Origin of the sequence: Salegentibacter lacus, from assembly GCF_020164555.1 — a bacterium.
In the GTDB taxonomy this organism is placed as follows: Bacteria; Bacteroidota; Bacteroidia; order Flavobacteriales; family Flavobacteriaceae; genus Salegentibacter; species Salegentibacter lacus.
In genome coordinates this window covers 101,510-121,005 of the sequence record NZ_JAIQZB010000007.1, presented here as the reverse complement: position 1 = coordinate 121,005, position 19,496 = coordinate 101,510, and the positions used below count along the sequence as shown (strand labels likewise).

Genomic DNA, 19,496 nt, shown 5'->3' with positions numbered 1-19,496 from the left:
ATAAATTATTCATTATAAAATATACAATTAAAAAGAATGATTTTACCAATTGTAGCTTACGGAGATCCGGTTTTACGCAAAAAATGTAAAGAAATACCGGAAGATTATCCGAAACTGGATGAATTGATAGAAAATATGTGGGAGACCATGTACAATGCCTTTGGGGTTGGCCTTGCTGCACCACAAGTTGGTCGTCCCATTCGTTTGTTCCTAGTAGATTCCAGCCCGTTTGCTGAAGATGAGGAATTAGAATTACTGGAAAGAGAAGAGCTTAAAAAGTTGAAAAAGGTGTTTATAAACCCCAAAATCGTTGAGGAAGAAGGCGAAGAATGGGCTTTTAACGAAGGCTGTTTAAGTATTCCTGAAATTAGGGAAGATGTATTTAGAAAACCGAAAATCGTGATAGAATATCAGGATGAAAATTTTGAATCACATCGCGATACTTTTACAGGCTTAGCCGCGAGGGTAATTCAGCACGAGTACGATCATATTGAAGGAATTTTGTTCACCGATAAACTTTCCAGCCTTAAAAAGCGTTTGCTAAAGGGAAAACTTTCTGGCATTTCAAAAGGAAAAATAAAGATCGATTATAAGATGCGCTTTCCTGAAATGAAAAAAGGGCGTTAAATCACTTTGATAATTAATACTGGCAGCTGATATTTGCCTGCCAAAATCAATATCCTCGGAGTTTGTTCACGAGGAATGAATAAGAAAACTATTTTATAATATAGAGGCAAGCCCGCCTGAATGATTAGGGAGACCTCGTGAAAATACACCCTTAATGAGGGAATAAAAAACTACTATGGGATTAGATAAAATATTAGCGATTTCGGGAAAACCCGGTTTATATGAATTAACGGCGCAAAGTCGTGGCGGATTTATTGTAAAATCAATTCCTGAGGGAAAGAAAATGGCGGTGAACATTCGTCACAATGTTAGCTTATTGAGCGAGATCGCAATCTATACGTACACCGAAGAAGTTCCGCTTGCTGAAATCTTTGAAAAGATGAAAGAAAAGGAAGATGGCGGTGAAGCGATTAGTCACAAATCTAATAAAGCTGAATTGGAGAATTATTTCGCCGAAGTTTTGCCAGATTATGATGTAGATCGTGTTTATGCCAGCGATATGAAAAAGATTTTTCAATGGTATAACCTGTTAATTAAAAACGGGATCACCGATTTCTCTTCAGAAGAAGAAAAACCAGCCGATAAAGATAAATCGGGGGAAGAAGAGTAAGAATTTAAATATTTCTTCTCATTGCTCTTTCGTAATGACATTCAAAAAAACCTCACAGTTTCAAAACCTGTGAGGTTTTTTGTTTTGAAAATACGTCATCCTGTTTCAGGATCTTACATGATGATATTTCAGCGAAATTCTAATCCAAAATTCCCAAAAACTTCAACCCAAAGATAAAAGCGCCTTCCCGTTGGCCATCCATATTGGAAACCACATAATCTAATCTTAGCAACCTGTATTTACCAAAACCAAGATTGTCTATTCCAACCGAATATTCAGAATAAGGTTTTTTGTCTTCGGTATACAGCGCACGGGCACCAATTACCAAATTGTAATTCAACTGATTTAAAAAGGGTATTTTTCCTAAAACCCAACCTTTAAAATCGTGTTCGGCGTGAGCTTCAGCATAAGTTTTATTGGTGCTCATCGCATAATAGGGCAGGAGATTGAATCTTGATAGATTGCTAAAGCCATTATTTACCCTGGTCTGGTTGCCAATAAAATGCCGGTAATCTACAAAGGCCATATCTTCAGCATTTAAAAAAGTTCCCCCGTTTAAATTATAACCAAATTCCCCTTTATTACCCAATTTAAAACTTTGTGTTACCGAAGCTTTAAATTGATCGAAATTGTATCCTTCTACACTCGCGCCAAAACCTTTTTCATAGCCTAGATAAAGGGTAGGATATTTTTCGTTATTAATATTGAATTTTCCACTTGGGTAGCTCATATATTTTTGTCCAAACCTAATTCTGGTATTCAGATTAAGTTTAAAAATATCGTGTTCCCTAAATGGCACCGAACCAAAATTATCAGGTTGCAGTGGATTGTTCGAGGTATATTGAACATCATCATTATCAATAATTACCTGATCTGTGGTGTTGATTAATGGGTTTCTGTTTTCATAACTAAAATCTCCAAAAAAGTAGAGGCCGTTCATTATTTCCTGCTGATAAGAGACTTCAGCAAAAGAACGTTCGTAAATTTTCAGGTAGTTTCGTTCAAAAAATATGGTGGTAATATCGTTTAGTCTTTCAGAAATAGGATTTCTGTCATTAATTTGTGCGGTTTCTATTCCGCCGGAAATACTTAAAACAGGCCTACTGGAATTATTAAATTGTTTCTGAAATCCTCCTTTGATCCTAAGGCGGTCATCACTAAACCCGTAATTAAGCGTAGAATACAAACGCCAGTATTTTCCGGAATTCTCATCCTCTTTGTCGTTTTGCCTGTAAGAAATTGTACTCGAAGTATTCCAGCCCTGCACCGTATTAAAATGCGTACCCATCAGTGGGGAACTGATATTGAAATAGCGGTCTTTATGCGAATCTTGCCAGGAATAGCCGAAAATGGGATCGGTTAAGTTGAATTTATTCCGTACTCCGTCAATCGAATCCAAATAGGGTTTTGAATTTCTAAGGGTTTGTATGCTGTCTTTTTTTACGTAATCGTTAATTTCCTCATCGGTTAAAGGCACCGGGCGTAATTTTTCCCAGTAAGTAGAATCTTTTTTATTGGCAGCTTCAGCAAAAGACATAATTTCACTCCCAAAGCTTTGGTTACTGAATTCAGGTTTAAAATTATAATCGCTGTAAACCGCGGTAAACCTTCCATCTCCTGAAATTCCGAACATCGCAAACCTAAAATCAACTGTTTGTGAAATTTGAACGTAAAACCCGTTCTCTTCTGAAAAGCGATAATTCTGTTTGAAATCTAAAGTCTCTATGGGCGGTACCTGTATGGCCTGGCCGGTAGTTTGCAACTCTACGCCAAAGATTTGCCAAAGGTCTTCAACAATATAAATATGGCCGGAAAAAACCCGGTCTTTTTCCCGTTTCGGACTCACTTTTATCTTGTTGATGAGGTTCCCATTTTCATCATAAAAAATTCCATCTAACTTATAATCGTAATAGTTAAAAGCATATTCTGCGATTGGAGAAACCATTTCACTATTAATCTCAATGGTATTTTCATAAAATGAAAAATAAGATTCCTGCGCCGAGTTTAAACTGAAACCATTATCGTCGCCACTCACTTTAGAAGCAATAATCTTTTCCTTAAAATCATCGGGACGTTTGTATGAAATTTCAGAAATTGTTTCACTTAAATAAACGATACCGCTTCGGGTAGAGTCGAGTCCGCCGCCAAGATCGCCAACTTCCTGTCCCAGTATTTTTTCCGGGGCATTTTTAATTCGCCATAATCCGCGGGAATAATAATCGGCGGTATAAGCTTCAAGTTTTTCGGCGTTTCGTTTTCTGAAATCTATCGCTTTTCTGATTATCGCGTTTGCGGGATTTTCACCTGAAGAAATATTTACTTCATCCAGACTGGTAGTTTCGGGTATTAAGCTTATATCTAATTCGTGGGGAAATTCTTCAATTGAAATAGTTTTTTTCTGAGTTTGATAACCCAAAAACTGAAAGACTAAATTGTAATCTCCCGGCCTATTTATTTTTAGTTCATAAACGCCATTTTCATTAGTCGTAGTTCCAAATCTCCCATCTTCAGTATAAATATTGACATAGGGGAGCGTTTCGTTTTCCGTATCGGTAACCTTGCCGGTAATTTGGGCAGTTAAGTTAATTGATGAAAGAATAAGAAAAATGATGATGATTTTTTGATGCATGATGATGAATTTAAGAAGTGGCCAAATTAGGCAAAATAATTATGCTTAGTCTATTTATCTGTTTGCTAAAGCTGTACTTTTTTCTGAAATAATCCCCACAAACCCAGGGCAGGTCCTATAGCAAGCAAACTTAAACTATACACCGGTTCCAATTGATTCAAATAAGTAATTAACTGGATACTCACAATAGTAATGGCAAAACCTATGGAATTTACAATGGTAAGGGCTGTGCCTTTAATTTCCGGTGGGGCGTTTCTAGCTACCAATGTTGAGAATAGAGGTGAATCGGCGACTACCATAATTCCCCAAAAGCATAAAAATGAGATGAGTATTGTTGCTGAAGGCTGTAGAAAAATGAAAGGAAAAATTATACAACATAAACCCGATAGGAGTAAAGCGGTAGCAGCGGTTCGTTTTATCCCGGCAATTTCTGAAATATAACCACCCAAAACACAGGAAAGTCCGCCAATTCCAATAATTATAAATGACCAAAACGGAATATCAAAATTACTTTCGGGAAACGAAATTTTATAAGTCGCTAAAATAATTGGAACAAAAGCCCAAAAAGTATAGAGCTCCCACATATGCCCGAAATAACCAAAAGCGGCGCTAAGCAGATTTTTATTCTTAAAAACGCTAAAAACAGCATCAACTTTAAACTTGCCCTTTGCTTTTCTAAATGGGCCATTGGGAACAAATAGAAAAATTAAAAGTCCACCCAGAAATGCGAAACCGGAAGTGGCGATAATCACATAACGCCAGGGCAGCTCTTCTGTACCGGTGAAAGTCTTTATAAAGTGTGGGAAAGCTGTACCCAAAACCAGGGCACCCACCAGATAACCAAGAGATTTCCCGAGACCTTTGTCATAGTAATCTGCAGCGATCTTCATCCCGACGGGATAGATCCCTGCCAGGGAAAATCCCGTGAGGAAACGGAGTAGGAGTAAGCTGTTTAAATTATTGTTTTCGAGAATAATCCCCAGGTTAAAAATTGCACCAAAAACAGCAGAAATGAAAAAGAGTTTTGAAGGAGAAAATCTATCGGCAAAGCTTAGAAAAGCAAAAATGAGCGTGCCCAGAATAAAACCGAATTGCACCGCAGAGGTTAAATGCCCTAAAGCTTCGTCATTTAAATTAAAGTTGAGGTAAAGCTCGGGCATCACGGCATTACCGGCAAACCAAAGCGAGGTGCAGCAAAACTGGGAAAAAACGATTAGCGGTAGAATCTGTTTTGCCGGCTGCATCCAGGAATTATTTGTATTCTTTCTTGATCCTGTCTAATTTTCTTTTGCTTTCACGATCTTTAATAGTTTCCCGTTTATCGTAGAGTTTTTTACCTTTTGCCAGCGCAATTTGCATTTTCGCTAGACCGCGATCGTTAATAAAAACGCGCAGAGGGATAATGGTAAGTCCGGAATTCTTTACTTCTTTTTCCAGCTTTCGTAATTCACGGCGTTGTAAGAGAAGTTTCCGCTCACTTTTAGGGTTGTGATTAAAATGTGTGGCGTGAGAATATTCTTCAACGTGCATATTAATCACGAATAATTCGTTGTTCTGAAACTCACAAAAACTCTCGGCGATAGAAGCTTTTCCCTGCCTGATGGCTTTTATCTCGGTCCCGGCCAGTTTAATCCCGGCCACGTATTTATCGAGGATTTCATACTCAAATCGGGCCTTTCTATTCTTTATATTTATGGTATTGCTGGTCTTCTTCATAAGAAACAAAAATAGGAAGCTTTCTTTAGAAAAAGGCTTAAGAAGCTTTTAAAATAGCTAATGAATATTATTATATTTACAATATGCAAATTTCTTAAACTACAAAAGAGCACAGTAAAGCCAATCAGCGAAAGGCTTTTCTAGAATTAAATCCGGCTGAGCGCTTTCAGCGTTTTCTGTAATTAATAGAGAATATCAGTTTATTTGAGGTGGATGAAAAATCTTCGGCTAATAAATATAGATTAAATGGGAGTTTTATAGTAGAAAAAAGTTTAAGAGCCATTTTAAAATTTGATATAGCAAGTAGTAGCACTTTCTTCAAAATCTGCTATTTTCTTTAACGAGTCTTATTTTTATGAATAATATTAAATTATCTTTTTTCCAGTCATCCTTGGTATTTAATATTACGGTGTTTTTGGTGATCTAAAAATTTTTGTAATTGTAAAAAAGTAATAAATGATCGAAAGTAAAATCCAATTAAAACAATGGGTAAAGAAAAGAATTGGCTTTTTGCACTAGCAGGGATTGCTCTCTGTTTTGCATTAATCTTTGATGTTTGGATTGAAAATGAGTTACCCTATAAAGGGAAACGGAATTTTTCCAATTTACCTTTCGGTATTACTATAATAGTGGCACTGGTGTGGGCTCCCATAGTTGAAGAAATTATATTTAGAGGTTTTTTTGTAAATAGAAAATGGATAAAAATTACCGCTTTAATTTCTTTACCCTTATTTATCTTATTTGGTTTCGCAAATTACCTTACTATTTTTCTTCTAATTCTATTTTTCATATTGATATCCTTAAATATTAAATATGTTGAAAATGTGATTTTACAGAATTTATCCATTCTATTAAATATTTTATTATTTACTACGATACATTACGATTTTGAGGAATTAATCACCTTGGAATATTTTTATTTACCTTTTTATCAATTTAGTTTAGGATGCATATTAGTATGGACAGCTATAAACTTTAATCTTTTAAAAGCGATATTGTTACATTTTTCCTGGAATGTTTTAATTGTAGCCATTCTTTTATATAACCTTCAATTTCCTAATAAGGAAACTAAAGTTTTTAAAAATGAATTTATACGAGTAGAATGGTCTCGGACCTCCATATTTAATGATGACAAATCAATTTTAATGTTCTCTAAAAGTTCAAAATCTAATAATGATACTGTAACGGATAGTGAAGGATATTTAGAAGCGCGAAATGTTGAAGCCAAAAATGTATATCAAATAGTTTCTGACAGTTTAATTAAAAACAAAGAAATATTCCAAATTGAACCATTTATGAAATACAATTTTTTAATTAGTTCAGAAAAACAAGGTATACAGGAAAAATCTCTGGAAGAAAATATAAGTACATTTTTACGCGAAGAAGATCTTATTTATTTGATAAAGGAATAAAAAATTTAATAATCTATTTCTAATTACTGCTAGGCCTTTATTTCACCCTATCTTTCTCATCGTTCTATATGTAATCCTTGTTATCTGTTCTTTTATCATTTTATTTACCTTAGCAAACAATTTTGGTATCTCAACAGCCTTTTAATAATTATAGTTTTAAAGATGAAAAAATACTTTTTAGGAGCACTTATTATAGCAGTAACTTTTGCCTGTAGTTCCGAACAGGAAAATGCACAGCAAATTATAGATAAAGCCATTAAAAATGCTGGCGGAGAAAATTATAAAAATGCCGAAATTAGTTTCGATTTTAGAAAAGGATCTTATAGAAGTAAAAGAGAAGGTGGGAAATTTGAATTAGAGCGAGTCCTGGCCGATTCTACCGGTACCCAATATCGCGATGTTGTAAACAATGAAGGATTTACTCGCTACTACAAGGATACTGCGGTACAACTTTCTGATTCTATGAAAACGGTTTATGCAAATTCGGTGAATTCGGTTCACTATTTTGTTCAGTTACCATTCGGTTTAAATGATGCCGCTGTTAATAAAGAATTGATAGGAAAAGACACTATTCACGACAAGGAATATTATGAAGTAAAAGTCACTTTTAGTGCTGAAGGTGGTGGCGCAGATCACGAAGATGTTTATATGTACTGGATTAATACTCAAAATTACAATATAGATTATCTTGCCTATAGTTTTGAAGTTAATGATGGCGGATTGCGTTTTAGAAAAGCTTACAACCCCAGAACTATTGAAGGAATTAGGTTTGTAGATTACGAAAATTACAAAGCTGATGATTTGGATACTCCACTAACACAATTAGATGATCTTTACGAAGCCAGGCAACTGGAATTACTCTCGAAAATAGAAAACAGGAATATTGAAGTTGATCTTTTGGAATAAAACCTGAAGAATATTCTTACGTACATCTGTTAATTCTTCCTAATTAACGTGTTGTTTTAAAAGCTTTAACAACGCCTTAGTCCTCATTCCTTACCTCAGTTCATAACTTTAAATTTCCAAAAAAAAGTTATGAAAGAGAAAACATTGAAAACCATTAACCCGGCAACGGGAAAGGAATTAGAGTCCTACAATTATTTTACAGATCAGGAAGCGAAAGATGCCGTGGAAGAATGCCATCAGGCATTTTTAAAATGGCGGGAAAAAACTCCGAAACAAAGAGCTGAGGTAATTAAAGCAATAGGAGAGAAGTTAACCGAGCACAAAACCGAACTGGTGAAACTCATGACTGCCGAAATGGGTAAATTACTTAAGCACGGAGAACAGGAAGTTGATCTATGTGCGGGAATTTGTGAATGGACAGCCGCTAATGGTCCTGAAAACTTGAAGGATGAAGAGCGCGAATTACCAGATGGTGGTCGCGGTATAATTACCTATTCTCCTTTAGGTGTAATCTACGGAATTCAGCCCTGGAATTTCCCGGCATATCAGGTTATTAGATACGCAATTGCTAACCTTATGGCCGGCAACGCAGTTTTATTAAAACACGCCGGAAATGTAACCGGTTCAGGATTATTGATTGAAAAAATATTTAATGACGCAGGATTACCGAAAAATCTTTTTAAAGTTATTATTATTGATCACGATCAATCTGATTCTATTATAGAGCACGACTTGATTCGTGGAGTAACCTTAACTGGAAGTCCTGAAGCAGGAAAAATTATTGGCGAAAAAGCAGCATCTAATTTGAAGAAAACTGTTCTTGAACTTGGTTCAAACGATGCTTATATGGTACTTGAAGATGCCGATGTTAAGAAAGCGGTAAAATGGTGTGTGATGGGTAGAATTTACAACAATGGAGAAACCTGTGTATCTGCTAAACGTTTTATAGTCACAGAAAAGGTTTATGATGAATTTAAAGAGGCTTTTGTTGAAGAAATGAAGAACATAAAAGCAGGTGATCCAACTAATAATGATAATGATCTTGGCCCAATGGCAAGAGAGGATCTTCGGAAAGAATTGCACGATCAGGTAGAAGACAGCGTGAAAAAAGGTGCGGCTGTGCTTTGTGGTGGCAATATCCCTGAAGGGGAAGGTTACTATTATCCTGCGACAGTATTAGCCAATGTAAAGCCGGGACAACCCGCTTATGACGATGAACTTTTTGGTCCTGTTGCTTCCTTGATTAAAGCAAAAGATGATGAAGACGCAATGCGAATTGCCAACGATAGCCGCTTTGGACTTGGAGGCGGAATATTCTCTGAAGATGTAGATAAAGCTGTAGAATTGGCCAGTAAGCACTTTGATACTGGAATGGTGTTTATTAATTCTTTCGGTTTAGCACAACCAAATATGCCATTTGGCGGCGTGAAAAATTCAGGTTACGGCCGTGAGCACGGTGGTTTCGGAATTAAAGAATTTGTAAACGCAAAAGCGATTAATATTTTGAACGGATAGGAATGTATCTTTTCTAAGCTATCAAAAAGGTAGCTTGAAAACTTAAGTTCATGAACTCGTTTCAGGAACCAGATGTTTTCAGGCTGCCTTTTTTAATTAAAATATAGCACCTGGGAAGTCCGGGAGTTATCAGGATGAACGGTAACTATAAATAGACTTCCGTAGACTTTTTCATCTAGATCCTGATATTTTTTTCTTCCTAAAATATAATTTACCCATTCAGGATTGAGATCACTGTGACCAACCACCAAAACTGTTTTATTCTTCGTGCTTTCCTGAAAATCTTTATCGTTTAACTTTTTAGTATTGTAAAATTTAACTTCTAAATTTTTAGATTCAGCAATTGGTTGGGCTGTATTTACTGTTCGTTTATAGTTTGAACTGTAAATAAGGTCAAAATCTATATCCTGAAAGATTTTCACCCAATCCTGGGTTCTATTCCGGCCGGCTTCGGTTAATTCAGGATCTTTATTTTTTGAATCTGTAGTATCTTTTTCGGCGTGGCGAATAAAATAATAAGTCGTGATCTCTTTCGACGGATCTCTAGCGTCTTCCATAATTTCTTCAGGCTCTTTGTCTCCAAAATTACAGGAGGTTAAAACGATAAGGCTCAGTATTAAAAAGTAGTGCTTCATATTTTACTCGATAATCGAGGTTTAAATGCTCCGAGGCCTGCCTCGAAATCAAATTATACTTTGCATTAATGACTCGTGGGATTGCCGCGAGGTAGGTTACTTAATTTCCAATTCTAAAAGAATAAATTGAGTGATTTGATCACTAAAACTACTAAAATTATCGTCTGATACCAAGATTAAAGATTTTTTTCCGTCTGGCAAATCGGGCCCAAAGGTCATTCCTTCAATGTTATCTATAGTTTCTTCAGTGAGGAAATTTTTAACCGATTTAAAATCGAAAACCAGTCGTTTTTCGGCATATTGATAATCAGATTTGCTGAGGTTTTCCATTTCCAAGGTGTTGGTAGCCTTTGAAGCATCTACATCAAAGATTTTTACTGTATTTCCGTTAGATCCATACCCAGCAGAGTAGGCCCGCTCCAAAACCAGGAATTTATCTTCTGCATATTCCAGAATTTCAGTAACACCATTTACCGCAAACCAATTGATTGGTAATTTTGAAATTCCGTCTAATTTATAAGCGAATTGTCGCTCCGCTTTTTGCGTGTTTTTATCGTATTTAGTAATTCTAACCGGAGAATTTGTAGCGTAAATTTTAGGTTTAGGTCCGTCTTTTTCCAGGGGAAGTTCCATCGCCACCCAGTAACCAGATTTATTAAAACTTTCGGCTAAACCTTCAAAAACACCATTATTTCTGGGTTTTTGCTCCCCTGAAGCTTCAAAGTATTCCGGGATCTCGTAAGCGGAAAGAAATTCCCCTTCAGTAGAGATATGAAAAATCGAGGGATCTTTGCCATTTTGAATTGAACCTTCAGCAGAAATAACAAGTTCATTAGTTTCAGAATCAAACCGAATTCCTTCTAAATCGGGTGTGTGTTTTTTATAAAAATTATCGCTTTTATCTAAGTGTACCACTTCAGTAATTAAAACGGTATCTATAGAACGGTTAAGAAATGGAATTTTCGATTTATAGAAGCGCGGATTGGAAGGTTGATCACATACCAGGTAATAGTCGCCGTTGTAAAAATCTATTCCAGAAATTCCCCCAACTTTGGTTCCTCCAACTTCAAGATTTTGCGGAATTACCACATCGTCTAAATAGCGCAGCTTAATATTTGAATCATCAATGTTTTTAGTGGTAGCACAGCTAACCAGGCTAAGAGAGACAAGAAATAAAAGGAACTTTTTCATCAAAGGATTTTAGATTTCAAAAATAACAAATCATTAAGAGAAATATGGGAGTTTATTGAGAGTTTAGGCGGCAGTCATATTGTAAATTGAACTTATTATTAACACCTAAAACCAAATATTATGAATAATGATCAATTAGAAGGAAAGTGGAAACAAGTTAAAGGTCAATTTAAGCAAAAGTATGGCGATGTAACCGATGATGATACTACATATTCTGAAGGAAAGTTTGATGAAATGCTGGGTCGTTTACAAGAGAAAACCGGTAAGACTAAAGAAGAATTGAAAAAAGAGATTGATAATATGTAATTATCATCTGTGAAAAAGAGAAAAGGCTGGGTAAATTTTTTACCCAGCCTTTTTTTGTATAAAAAATCAAGTTTATTCAGTTTCTACCGGATTGGTTTCATTTCTAAAAACCAACTGGTCATCAAATTCATCTATAAGAATAATATGGTCGGTTTTGATATTTCCGGCGAGAATTTCTTTTGAAAGTTTATTGAGAACTTCCCGCTGAACTACTCTTTTAACCGGTCTTGCACCGAATTGAGGATCAAATCCGCGACTAGCCAGATAACTGATCGCTTCTTCTGTGGCATCAAGAACAATATGCTGTTTTTCCAGCATTTTCTTCACGCCCTTAAGTTGTAACGAAACAATTTTCCTGATGTCTTTTTGGGTTAACGGGCTAAACATAATAATATCGTCTATTCTGTTTATAAACTCCGGCCTAACACTTTGTTTTAACAAGGTCAGTACTTCAGTTTTAGCCGAATCCATTGCCGTATCAGGATCTTTTACATTTTCGTATTTCTCCTGAATAATATGACTTCCCATATTTGAGGTCATAATAATAATGGTGTTCTTAAAATCTGCCAGACGTCCTTTGTTATCCGTAAGCCTTCCTTCATCCAGAACCTGTAATAAAATATTGAAAGTATCGGGGTGAGCCTTTTCAATTTCGTCTAAAAGAACCACAGAATACGGTTTTCTTCTAACGGCTTCAGTAAGCTGACCGCCTTCATCATAACCCACGTATCCCGGAGGTGCTCCAACCAAACGACTCACTGAATGTCTCTCTTGATATTCACTCATATCAATACGTGTCATCGCAGCCTCATCATCAAACAAATATTCTGCGAGGGCTTTTGCAAGTTCGGTTTTACCAACTCCGGTGGTACCCAGGAATAAGAAAGAACCTATAGGTCTTTTCTGATCCTGTAAACCTGCACGGCTTCGGCGTACCGCATCACTTACTGCTATTATTGCTTCTTCCTGTCCAACTACTCGTTTGTGTAGTTCATCCTCCAGTTTTAGTAATTTTTCACGATCGCTTTGCAACATCTTAGTTACCGGAATTCCGGTCCATTTTGCAACAACTTCAGCGATATCCTCATTGGTTACTTCTTCCTGGATAAGGGATTTTTCATTTTGATTTTGTGCAACGGTTTTTTGCAAGGCTTCCAGTTTCTCCTGGGCTTCTTTTATTTTTCCGTAGCGAATTTCGGCTACTTTTCCATAGTCTCCCTCTCGCTCGGCACGTTCTGCTTCCAGTTTAAAGTTTTCGATATCAGATTTTAAATTCTGAATACTGTCTACTACACCTTTTTCATTCTGCCAGCGGGCGTGTAATTCGTTGCGTTCTTCTTTTATATTTGCCAGTTCAGCCCGGAGTGTTTTTAATTTAGCTTCGTCTTTTTCACGTTTTATAGCTTCAATTTCAATCTCCAGCTGCATTATTCTTCTGTCCAGAACATCGAGTTCTTCGGGTTTCGAATTGATTTCCATTCGAAGTTTAGAAGCTGCTTCATCCATTAAATCAATAGCCTTATCGGGCAAAAACCGGTTTGTGATATAACGCTGAGATAATTCAACCGCAGCGATAATCGCTTCATCTTTAATCCTAACTTTATGGTGAGTTTCGTATTTCTCTTTAATTCCGCGTAAGATGGAAATTGCACTTTCTGTATCTGGTTCATCTACGGTTACTCTTTGAAATCTTCTTTCCAGGGCTTTGTCTTTTTCAAAATATTTTTGGTATTCATCTAAAGTGGTTGCTCCAATTGCACGCAATTCGCCACGAGCCAATGCGGGTTTTAAAATGTTAGCCGCATCCATAGCACCCTGACCGCCACCGGCACCAACAAGTGTATGAATTTCATCTATAAACAACACGATATTCCCATCGCTGGAAGTCACTTCTTTTATTACGGCTTTAAGGCGTTCTTCAAACTCACCTTTATACTTTGCGCCGGCAATAAGCGCTCCCATATCCAGGTTATAGATCACTTTATCTTTAAGGTTATCGGGAATATCGCCGGCAATAATTCTATGTGCTAAACCTTCGGCTATGGCCGTTTTACCGGTTCCCGGCTCTCCAACCAACATTGGGTTGTTTTTGGTGCGTCGGGAAAGAATCTGTAAAATTCTTCGTATTTCCTCATCACGGCCAATTACAGGATCCAGTTTTCCCTCCTCGGCCATTCGGTTTAAATTAATGGCGTATTTATCCAGGGCGTTATAGGTTTCTTCTGCACTTTGCGAAGTTACCCGGTCTCCTTTGCGCAATTCTTCTATCGCTGCTTTTAAGGATTTTTCAGTCGCACCCTGATCTTTTAAGATTTGGGCTACTTTGCTAGACGATTTAAAAATTGCGAGAATGAGGTGTTCAATAGAAACATATTCATCCTTCATTTTTTTCGCTATAGTAGAAGCTTCGTTAACTGCTTTTCCTGCTTCCCGCGAAAGTACGATATCGCCACCGCTCACTTTTGGAAAACTCTGTAGGGTTTTATCCAGAATATCATTAAAGAGATTGACGTTAATATTCAGTTTTTTCAGTAAAAAAGGAGCTACATTCTCGTCTACAGTACTTATTGCTTTAAAAATGTGCTCGTTCTCAATTTGCTGATGGCCTAATTCCTGAGCAAGTTGCTGTGCTTGCTGGATGGCCTCCTGTGATTTTATGGTAAAGTTGTTAAAGTTCATAGTGGTTTATTTTTAAAGAATAAAGCAATTGATATACCATTAAAAAATTAAGACAAATTGACTTGTTTTATTCTTAAATTAACGCCAATTTGACATTTAGGTTAATTTTTCTGAAATTAATTTTGAGTTGAAGCACAGATTAAATTTATTAAGATCTAATTTTGTACAAAAGAAAAATCACCAATGGGATTACTAGATAAAATATTTAAGGGAGATGGAGATGAGACGAAAAAAAAATCAGAATTTCCCTGGACAGAATTAACCGATAAAGATCAAATTACCATAGCTAAAGAAGAATCTAAAGATAAATTAATCGGGATTTTTAAACATTCTACCAGTTGTGGAATTAGTAAAATGGTGTTGAGGAATTTTGAAAGGGAATATGAAGAAAATGAAAATACAAAACTCTATTTTTTGGATTTAAGAAAGCATCGTGACGTGTCTAATGCGGTGGCCGATGAGTTAAGCGTAAGACACGAAAGTCCACAATTTATTGTTTTAAGTGATGAAAAAGTTGTTCACCATGCTTCTCATCAGGATATTGATGCTGCAAAATTGGAAGATTTAGCTTAAAGAAATAAATTCTTGTTAAAACTGCAGGCAATTTCAGTTTGATGGAATTGCCTTTGTATCTTTTATCTACGAAAACCAATAAATTAAAGAGCAATGGCTAAGAAGGAAGATATTAAGAAAATGGAGGAGAACTGGGAATCTTTAAATCAGGAGGATAAGGACAGGGAACAGGAAGAGTTCCGTGATCTAAAGCAGAAAGAGCGCGATCGGGATAAAAGTAAGTTTAAAAAGAATAATAAAAAGGATTCTTCAAAAAGTGATAAAGCCAGTGCCCGGGAAGAACGAGAATTTATGGATCAGTCTCAAAAGGACAAGACTGCAAAGAAAGATAAACGATAAATGTGATGTAAAATTGCTTTAATAGCCTTAGCTATAATAATCCCCAGTAATTAATAACGAAACGATAAGAATAGGTAAGACATACCTTTTCTTACGGTACCTTTTTCTTTTCTCATTTGCACACTAGCCGGTAGTTTATGCTAAAATGAGATTAATAATAATTATTTTAAGTTAAGGATTATTTAAAAATATTCTTCTAAAAGAACTAATTAAGATGAATGGTATAGGAAGCTTCAAAATTTTTATTGGCTTCCAGTGTTTCAATTCCTTCTTTGTTTACTAAGTTTTGATTGGTACCTTCAACATCGGCAATTCCCAGCCAGGGTTCTATACAAACATAGGGAGCTCCCGGTTTTGCCCAAATTCCTAAATTTTTAAAATCTGAATATTCTACGGATAAAACTGTTCCTAAATTCTTACTTTTTAGAGCTACTTTTTTTGAAGGAATGTTTTTGAAAATCAGAGCGTCTTTGGCAAACAGGTCTTTGTGTAATCGAATTTTATCTTCGTTGTCTAAAATGCCCTCAGTTTTATCACTTACCAGTCCGTTTTGGCTCAAAACGTGAGTTCTTAAATCCATTTTGCGGTCAAATTCCAGATAATAATCTTCGTAAGCCTCATTTTTACTGACAGGTGCATTAAAAGCAGGATGCCCACCTAGTGAGAAATAAAGCGGCTCATTGTCTAAATTGAAAACTCTATGCTGCACTTCCAGGTTTTTTTCATTCAGTATAAATGAAATCTCAAACCTGAATTTAAAAGGATATATTTCTAAAGTTTTTTCTGAATATTCCAGTTGAAAAATTAATGAATTCGAAGTTTTTTCTTTTAACTGAATTTCTTCATTATGCCTTACAAAACCGTGTTTAGGCATTTTATAGGTCTTGCCTTCAAAAAAGAACTCGCCATCTTTCAAAACCCCAATAACCGGAAATAGATTTGGTGCCTGGCTTGCCCAAAATTCGGGGTTTCCCTGCCATAAATGTTCGGTACCGGTTTCCAGATTTTTAAGGCTGGATAATTCAGCACCAACAGGATTGACTTTAATACTTAGAAATTCGTTCTGTAATTCGTGCATTTGAGATTATTTTTTCTTTTTACGGTTAGCGTTTTTATCTCCGCGAGTTTTAGGCTTTTTATACTTCTTGGCAATTTCCCGGCGGTAAGAACCACCCAGGTTTTCCTTTCTATTTTTCTCTTTTTTCTCGTGGAAAGCAGGACCGGGCGCATCATCATCTTTATTTTTTCCTGGATTATTAATTTCGAAAACCTTCGGTTGCTCTTCTGGAATTAATTCTGAAGAAATCGTGATTTCCTCTGGTAATTCTTCCTGCGGAACTTGCATTTTCATCAAAGCTTCAATTTTCTCCAGCGATTCCTGTTCCGCTTCGGTAGTCATTAAAATCGAATTCCCTTCTTTCTCAGCTCGTCCGGTTCGACCAATTCGGTGCATATAATTTTCTGGGTATTTTGGTGTATCAAAATTAATCACGTGGCTCACCGATTCAATATCGAGTCCGCGGGCCATAACATCGGTAGCGACCAGAATTCGGCAAAATCCGCTGCCAAATTGTTTGATGCTCCGCAAGCGGTAATTTTGGGTTTTATTAGAATGAATCACGGTACATTCCTCTGGAAAATGCTGTTGCAATTCGGTGTAAAGCCTATCGGCCATTCGCTTGTAAGCCACAAAAATCAGCACCTTAGAATAGGTTTCCTTCTCTTTTAAAAGGTATTTCAAAAGATTTACTTTGGTGTAAAAATTCGGGATTTTGTACCCGGTTTGCTTAATATTGTCCAGCGGGGTACCACTGGCAGCCACAGAAATAGTTTCCGGACTTTTAAAATTGGCTTCGATTAAGTTCTCCACATTTTCAGTAATTGTTGCCGAAAACATAATGTTTTGTCGGTTTTCCGGTAGCAATTCAAAGATATTATTGATCTGAAATTTAAAACCCAAATCTAACATCACATCCACTTCATCTATCACCAATTTTTGGATAGATTTTAACTGAAGTGCACGCCTAAGTACCAAATCGTACAACCTTCCCGGAGTAGCTACCACAATATCTAACCCTTGCAATAGCGCCTGATGTTGTGTGTTCATATTTACGCCGCCGTAAATTCCGGTAACGCGAACATTCATATAAGCGGTTAACTTTTCAATTTCTTCAACCACCTGCACCACAAGCTCACGGGTAGGAACCAAAACCAATACCCTAGGGTTTTTTTGTTCCGAATATTTAAGCATACGCAAAATGGGAAGCATATAGGCGAAGGTTTTCCCCGTACCAGTTTGAGCAATTCCCACCATATCCTTCCCAGACATAATGGTAGAAAAAGATTGTTCCTGAATAGGCGTGGGCGTGGTGATCCCAATATCTTCCAGTGCATTGCGCAACGGAGTGGTAATATTTAAGTCTTGAAAAGTCACTAAATGAAGTTTTTATGAATCGGCAAAGTTAATGAAACTCTATATTAAAATTGCCCATAGCAATTTTAATATAGTTCGTTGAATTAATCCCGCTGCAGGGCGGGATCTCAAACTAAAATACTTAAAATTTCAAGAATCCGTCAAGCTGTTGCGGCATCAAAGATTAATAAAAGTGAAACTCAAGTTAGACAGATAAATTTGAAGCAGGCTATGATGCGAGTTTAGGGTGAGGTATACTTTATAACTTCTGGAAAATAGAAAGAAACTTATAATTCTTTTCAATTTTATAAAAATGAGTTATTTCATTTATTTCGGTATTTTTGGTGAAATTCAATCTATAAATGAAAAAGATCCTAGCCTTTGCCGGTTCCAATAGCAGCACCTCCATTAATTTTCAATTATTAAAACACGTCGCGAACCGAATCCAGGGTCACGAGGTTAAGATCCAGGATTTTACCCAATATGAATTACCTATTTACAGTTCTGATAGGGAAAAGCAAAAAGGAATGCCTATTGGTGCGACAATAATTAATAATATTATCAAAGATCACGATGCATTGGTGATTGCGGTAAACGAGCATAACGGCAATGTTTCAGCATACTTTAAAAATATAATCGACTGGCTTTCGCGTTTAGATCGAAATTTCCTGGAGGGCAAAAAGATTTTATTGATTAGTACATCACCTGGGAAACGGGGTGCGGCTTCAGCCCTGGAATATACCAAAGGAATTCTACCAAGGTTTGGTGGCGAAGTGATAGAGAGCTTTAGTTTGCCTTCTTTCAACGATAATTTTAAAGATGGTGAAATGCTAAACGAAGTACTGGATATGGGGATCCAGGACGTTTTAACTACTTTTTCTCATCAATTGGAAGAATAAAAATCACCTTGCTTTTTTTATATTGAATTCTTCATTTGCTTTACCGATATTGGCCAATTCAGCATCAGATTTCCCTGTAATTCCCATATCTTCCTTGTGTTTGTCTACCGGGCTTCCAAATAAAATTATCCAGGCTTCTTTTAATGATTTCGATTTCCAGATATCTTTACTGATTTCAATCCACTCGTGGAAAACCAGGAAAAAGGGATTGTAGGAGTTTACCGGTTTGGTGATGCCGTAACGAGGCTTTTCATCTTCTTCCTGAAATGTTCCGAAAATGCGATCCCAGAAAATAAAGGTGGATCCATAATTTTTATCAAGATATCTTTCATTCACCGAATGGTGTACCCGGTGATGTGATGGTGTGGTGAAAATATACTCGATTGGTCGTGGTAATTTTTTTATCAATTCTGTATGAATCCAAAATTGATAGAGCACTTCAAGTTGATGAACAATAAAAAATACCAAAGGATGAAAGCCTAGCAGTACTACCGGTAAAAAGAATATTATTTTTAAATTCTGCGTCCAGGACAATCGAAAGGAAGTAGATAAATTATAATGTTCCGACGAATGATGAACTACGTGGGTTGACCACCAGAAACGTTGTTCGTGCGCAAGGCGATGTGACCAATATCTGCTGAAATCTAGCAGTATTAAGCATAAGACATAAGACCACCAGGTATGGGGTATCCTAAAGGGCGCCAGATTGAAAAAGAAAAGAAAAATCATAAAAACTCCAATCTTCATAAAACCGTTAAGGATTAAATTACCGATTCCGATAGCTGAAGAAGCCAGGAAGTCTTTCCCCGAATAAAGCTTTTTATATTTCTTCCTACCAATTAAAAATTCAAGTAAGACGAAAAAGAACATAAGTGGGGCAGCAATCCAAATAACAGTAGTGAAATCCAGGTTTTCTATATCGGCTAAAGTGAGTTTCTCTGTATCTGTAAACATCTGAAATATTGGATCTTAAGTGGGATTTGTAATTGAAAATGATTGGATTAATATTAAACTTTTTTTTTGCAAATTCAAAAAGTATTTTGAAC

General features: G+C 36.3%; 18 protein-coding genes. 9 read left to right on the top strand and 9 right to left on the bottom strand.

Annotated elements, in window-relative coordinates; translation table 11 throughout:
- Positions 1-36: 36 nt before the first annotated feature.
- Both def and LB465_RS07300 read left to right on the top strand, forming a co-directional pair.
- Positions 37-627: a peptide deformylase gene (gene def, locus LB465_RS07305; protein ID WP_224468753.1), complete on the top strand. Its 591-nt coding sequence runs from the start codon at positions 37-39 to the stop codon at positions 625-627.
- A gap of 175 nt (positions 628-802) precedes the next feature.
- A complete protein-coding gene (locus LB465_RS07300) occupies positions 803-1,237 on the top strand; it encodes a DUF5606 family protein (protein WP_224468751.1) in 435 nt (144 codons plus the stop codon).
- Positions 1,238-1,376: 139 nt separating this feature from the next.
- Here the strand turns inward: LB465_RS07300 and LB465_RS07295 are convergent, their stop codons facing one another.
- The 3 genes from LB465_RS07295 to smpB all read right to left on the bottom strand — a co-directional run bounded on the left by LB465_RS07295 (position 1,377) and on the right by smpB (position 5,582).
- Positions 1,377-3,866 carry a DUF5686 and carboxypeptidase regulatory-like domain-containing protein gene (locus tag LB465_RS07295; protein ID WP_224468749.1) on the bottom strand — a complete coding sequence of 830 codons (2,490 nt, stop codon included), beginning with the start codon at positions 3,864-3,866 and terminating at the stop codon, positions 1,377-1,379.
- A 65-nt stretch (positions 3,867-3,931) separates the two neighbouring features.
- Positions 3,932-5,110, bottom strand: a complete 1,179-nt coding sequence (locus LB465_RS07290) for an MFS transporter (protein WP_224468747.1) — start codon at positions 5,108-5,110, stop codon at positions 3,932-3,934.
- A 7-nt stretch (positions 5,111-5,117) separates the two neighbouring features.
- Positions 5,118-5,582: an SsrA-binding protein SmpB gene (gene smpB, locus LB465_RS07285; RefSeq protein WP_037320176.1), complete on the bottom strand. Its 465-nt coding sequence runs from the start codon at positions 5,580-5,582 to the stop codon at positions 5,118-5,120.
- Between the two features lie 485 nt (positions 5,583-6,067).
- Between smpB and LB465_RS07280 the strand changes: the two genes are divergently transcribed.
- The 3 genes from LB465_RS07280 to LB465_RS07270 all read left to right on the top strand — a co-directional run bounded on the left by LB465_RS07280 (position 6,068) and on the right by LB465_RS07270 (position 9,415).
- Complete coding sequence (locus LB465_RS07280; RefSeq protein WP_224468745.1) at positions 6,068-6,994, top strand: CPBP family intramembrane glutamic endopeptidase; 927 nt, start codon at positions 6,068-6,070, stop codon at positions 6,992-6,994.
- Positions 6,995-7,156: 162 nt separating this feature from the next.
- On the top strand, positions 7,157-7,900 hold the full coding sequence (locus LB465_RS07275; protein ID WP_224468744.1) for a DUF6503 family protein: 744 nt from the start codon (positions 7,157-7,159) through the stop codon (positions 7,898-7,900).
- Between the two features lie 129 nt (positions 7,901-8,029).
- The gene (locus tag LB465_RS07270) at positions 8,030-9,415 is read left to right on the top strand and encodes an NAD-dependent succinate-semialdehyde dehydrogenase (RefSeq protein ID WP_224468742.1); all 1,386 of its coding nucleotides are present in this window, start codon (positions 8,030-8,032) and stop codon (positions 9,413-9,415) included.
- Positions 9,416-9,507: 92 nt separating this feature from the next.
- Here LB465_RS07270 and LB465_RS07265 read toward each other — a convergent pair whose 3' ends face one another.
- Both LB465_RS07265 and LB465_RS07260 read right to left on the bottom strand, forming a co-directional pair.
- Positions 9,508-10,050 (bottom strand): SixA phosphatase family protein, encoded by a 543-nt coding sequence (locus tag LB465_RS07265; protein ID WP_224468740.1) that lies wholly within the window; start codon positions 10,048-10,050, stop codon positions 9,508-9,510.
- 96 nt (positions 10,051-10,146) lie between these two features.
- The gene (locus tag LB465_RS07260) at positions 10,147-11,241 is read right to left on the bottom strand and encodes an esterase-like activity of phytase family protein (protein WP_224468738.1); all 1,095 of its coding nucleotides are present in this window, start codon (positions 11,239-11,241) and stop codon (positions 10,147-10,149) included.
- A gap of 120 nt (positions 11,242-11,361) precedes the next feature.
- Here LB465_RS07260 and LB465_RS07255 point away from each other — a divergent pair, with 120 nt between their 5' ends.
- A complete protein-coding gene (locus tag LB465_RS07255; RefSeq protein WP_224468736.1) occupies positions 11,362-11,547 on the top strand; it encodes a CsbD family protein in 186 nt (61 codons plus the stop codon).
- A 72-nt stretch (positions 11,548-11,619) separates the two neighbouring features.
- Here LB465_RS07255 and clpB read toward each other — a convergent pair whose 3' ends face one another.
- Complete coding sequence (gene clpB / locus LB465_RS07250; protein ID WP_224468733.1) at positions 11,620-14,226, bottom strand: ATP-dependent chaperone ClpB; 2,607 nt, start codon at positions 14,224-14,226, stop codon at positions 11,620-11,622.
- Between the two features lie 183 nt (positions 14,227-14,409).
- Here clpB and ytxJ point away from each other — a divergent pair, with 183 nt between their 5' ends.
- Together ytxJ and LB465_RS07240 are read left to right on the top strand one after the other, a co-directional pair.
- Positions 14,410-14,799: a bacillithiol system redox-active protein YtxJ gene (gene ytxJ / locus LB465_RS07245; RefSeq protein ID WP_224468731.1), complete on the top strand. Its 390-nt coding sequence runs from the start codon at positions 14,410-14,412 to the stop codon at positions 14,797-14,799.
- Between the two features lie 93 nt (positions 14,800-14,892).
- Positions 14,893-15,138, top strand: coding sequence for a hypothetical protein (locus LB465_RS07240; RefSeq protein WP_224468729.1), 246 nt, complete (start codon positions 14,893-14,895; stop codon positions 15,136-15,138).
- A gap of 205 nt (positions 15,139-15,343) precedes the next feature.
- On the opposite strand, the gene LB465_RS07235 is transcribed toward LB465_RS07240, so the two are convergent.
- Together LB465_RS07235 and LB465_RS07230 are read right to left on the bottom strand one after the other, a co-directional pair.
- The gene (locus LB465_RS07235; protein ID WP_224468726.1) at positions 15,344-16,216 is read right to left on the bottom strand and encodes an aldose 1-epimerase family protein; all 873 of its coding nucleotides are present in this window, start codon (positions 16,214-16,216) and stop codon (positions 15,344-15,346) included.
- A 6-nt stretch (positions 16,217-16,222) separates the two neighbouring features.
- A complete protein-coding gene (locus LB465_RS07230) occupies positions 16,223-17,572 on the bottom strand; it encodes a DEAD/DEAH box helicase (protein ID WP_224468724.1) in 1,350 nt (449 codons plus the stop codon).
- A gap of 341 nt (positions 17,573-17,913) precedes the next feature.
- Here LB465_RS07230 and LB465_RS07225 point away from each other — a divergent pair, with 341 nt between their 5' ends.
- Positions 17,914-18,450 (top strand): NADPH-dependent FMN reductase, encoded by a 537-nt coding sequence (locus LB465_RS07225; RefSeq protein ID WP_224468722.1) that lies wholly within the window; start codon positions 17,914-17,916, stop codon positions 18,448-18,450.
- Between the two features lie 3 nt (positions 18,451-18,453).
- Here the strand turns inward: LB465_RS07225 and LB465_RS07220 are convergent, their stop codons facing one another.
- Complete coding sequence (locus tag LB465_RS07220; protein ID WP_224468720.1) at positions 18,454-19,404, bottom strand: sterol desaturase family protein; 951 nt, start codon at positions 19,402-19,404, stop codon at positions 18,454-18,456.
- Between the last annotated feature and the right edge of the window lie 92 nt (positions 19,405-19,496).

What these genes read in the sequence shown, in the direction of transcription:
- ytxJ (WP_224468731.1), top strand. Translation starts at nt 14,410, where the DNA reads ATGGGATTACTAGATAAAATATTTAAGGGAGATGGAGATGAGACGAAA.
- LB465_RS07295 (WP_224468749.1), bottom strand. Translation starts at nt 3,866, where the DNA reads ATGCATCAAAAAATCATCATCATTTTTCTTATTCTTTCATCAATTAAC.
- clpB (WP_224468733.1), bottom strand. Translation starts at nt 14,226, where the DNA reads ATGAACTTTAACAACTTTACCATAAAATCACAGGAGGCCATCCAGCAA.
- def (WP_224468753.1), top strand. Translation starts at nt 37, where the DNA reads ATGATTTTACCAATTGTAGCTTACGGAGATCCGGTTTTACGCAAAAAA.
- LB465_RS07220 (WP_224468720.1), bottom strand. Translation starts at nt 19,404, where the DNA reads ATGTTTACAGATACAGAGAAACTCACTTTAGCCGATATAGAAAACCTG.
- smpB (WP_037320176.1), bottom strand. Translation starts at nt 5,582, where the DNA reads ATGAAGAAGACCAGCAATACCATAAATATAAAGAATAGAAAGGCCCGA.
- LB465_RS07235 (WP_224468726.1), bottom strand. Translation starts at nt 16,216, where the DNA reads ATGCACGAATTACAGAACGAATTTCTAAGTATTAAAGTCAATCCTGTT.
- LB465_RS07270 (WP_224468742.1), top strand. Translation starts at nt 8,030, where the DNA reads ATGAAAGAGAAAACATTGAAAACCATTAACCCGGCAACGGGAAAGGAA.
- LB465_RS07260 (WP_224468738.1), bottom strand. Translation starts at nt 11,241, where the DNA reads ATGAAAAAGTTCCTTTTATTTCTTGTCTCTCTTAGCCTGGTTAGCTGT.
- LB465_RS07290 (WP_224468747.1), bottom strand. Translation starts at nt 5,110, where the DNA reads ATGCAGCCGGCAAAACAGATTCTACCGCTAATCGTTTTTTCCCAGTTT.
- LB465_RS07265 (WP_224468740.1), bottom strand. Translation starts at nt 10,050, where the DNA reads ATGAAGCACTACTTTTTAATACTGAGCCTTATCGTTTTAACCTCCTGT.
- LB465_RS07240 (WP_224468729.1), top strand. Translation starts at nt 14,893, where the DNA reads ATGGCTAAGAAGGAAGATATTAAGAAAATGGAGGAGAACTGGGAATCT.
- LB465_RS07300 (WP_224468751.1), top strand. Translation starts at nt 803, where the DNA reads ATGGGATTAGATAAAATATTAGCGATTTCGGGAAAACCCGGTTTATAT.
- LB465_RS07280 (WP_224468745.1), top strand. Translation starts at nt 6,068, where the DNA reads ATGGGTAAAGAAAAGAATTGGCTTTTTGCACTAGCAGGGATTGCTCTC.
- LB465_RS07275 (WP_224468744.1), top strand. Translation starts at nt 7,157, where the DNA reads ATGAAAAAATACTTTTTAGGAGCACTTATTATAGCAGTAACTTTTGCC.
- LB465_RS07255 (WP_224468736.1), top strand. Translation starts at nt 11,362, where the DNA reads ATGAATAATGATCAATTAGAAGGAAAGTGGAAACAAGTTAAAGGTCAA.
- LB465_RS07225 (WP_224468722.1), top strand. Translation starts at nt 17,914, where the DNA reads ATGAAAAAGATCCTAGCCTTTGCCGGTTCCAATAGCAGCACCTCCATT.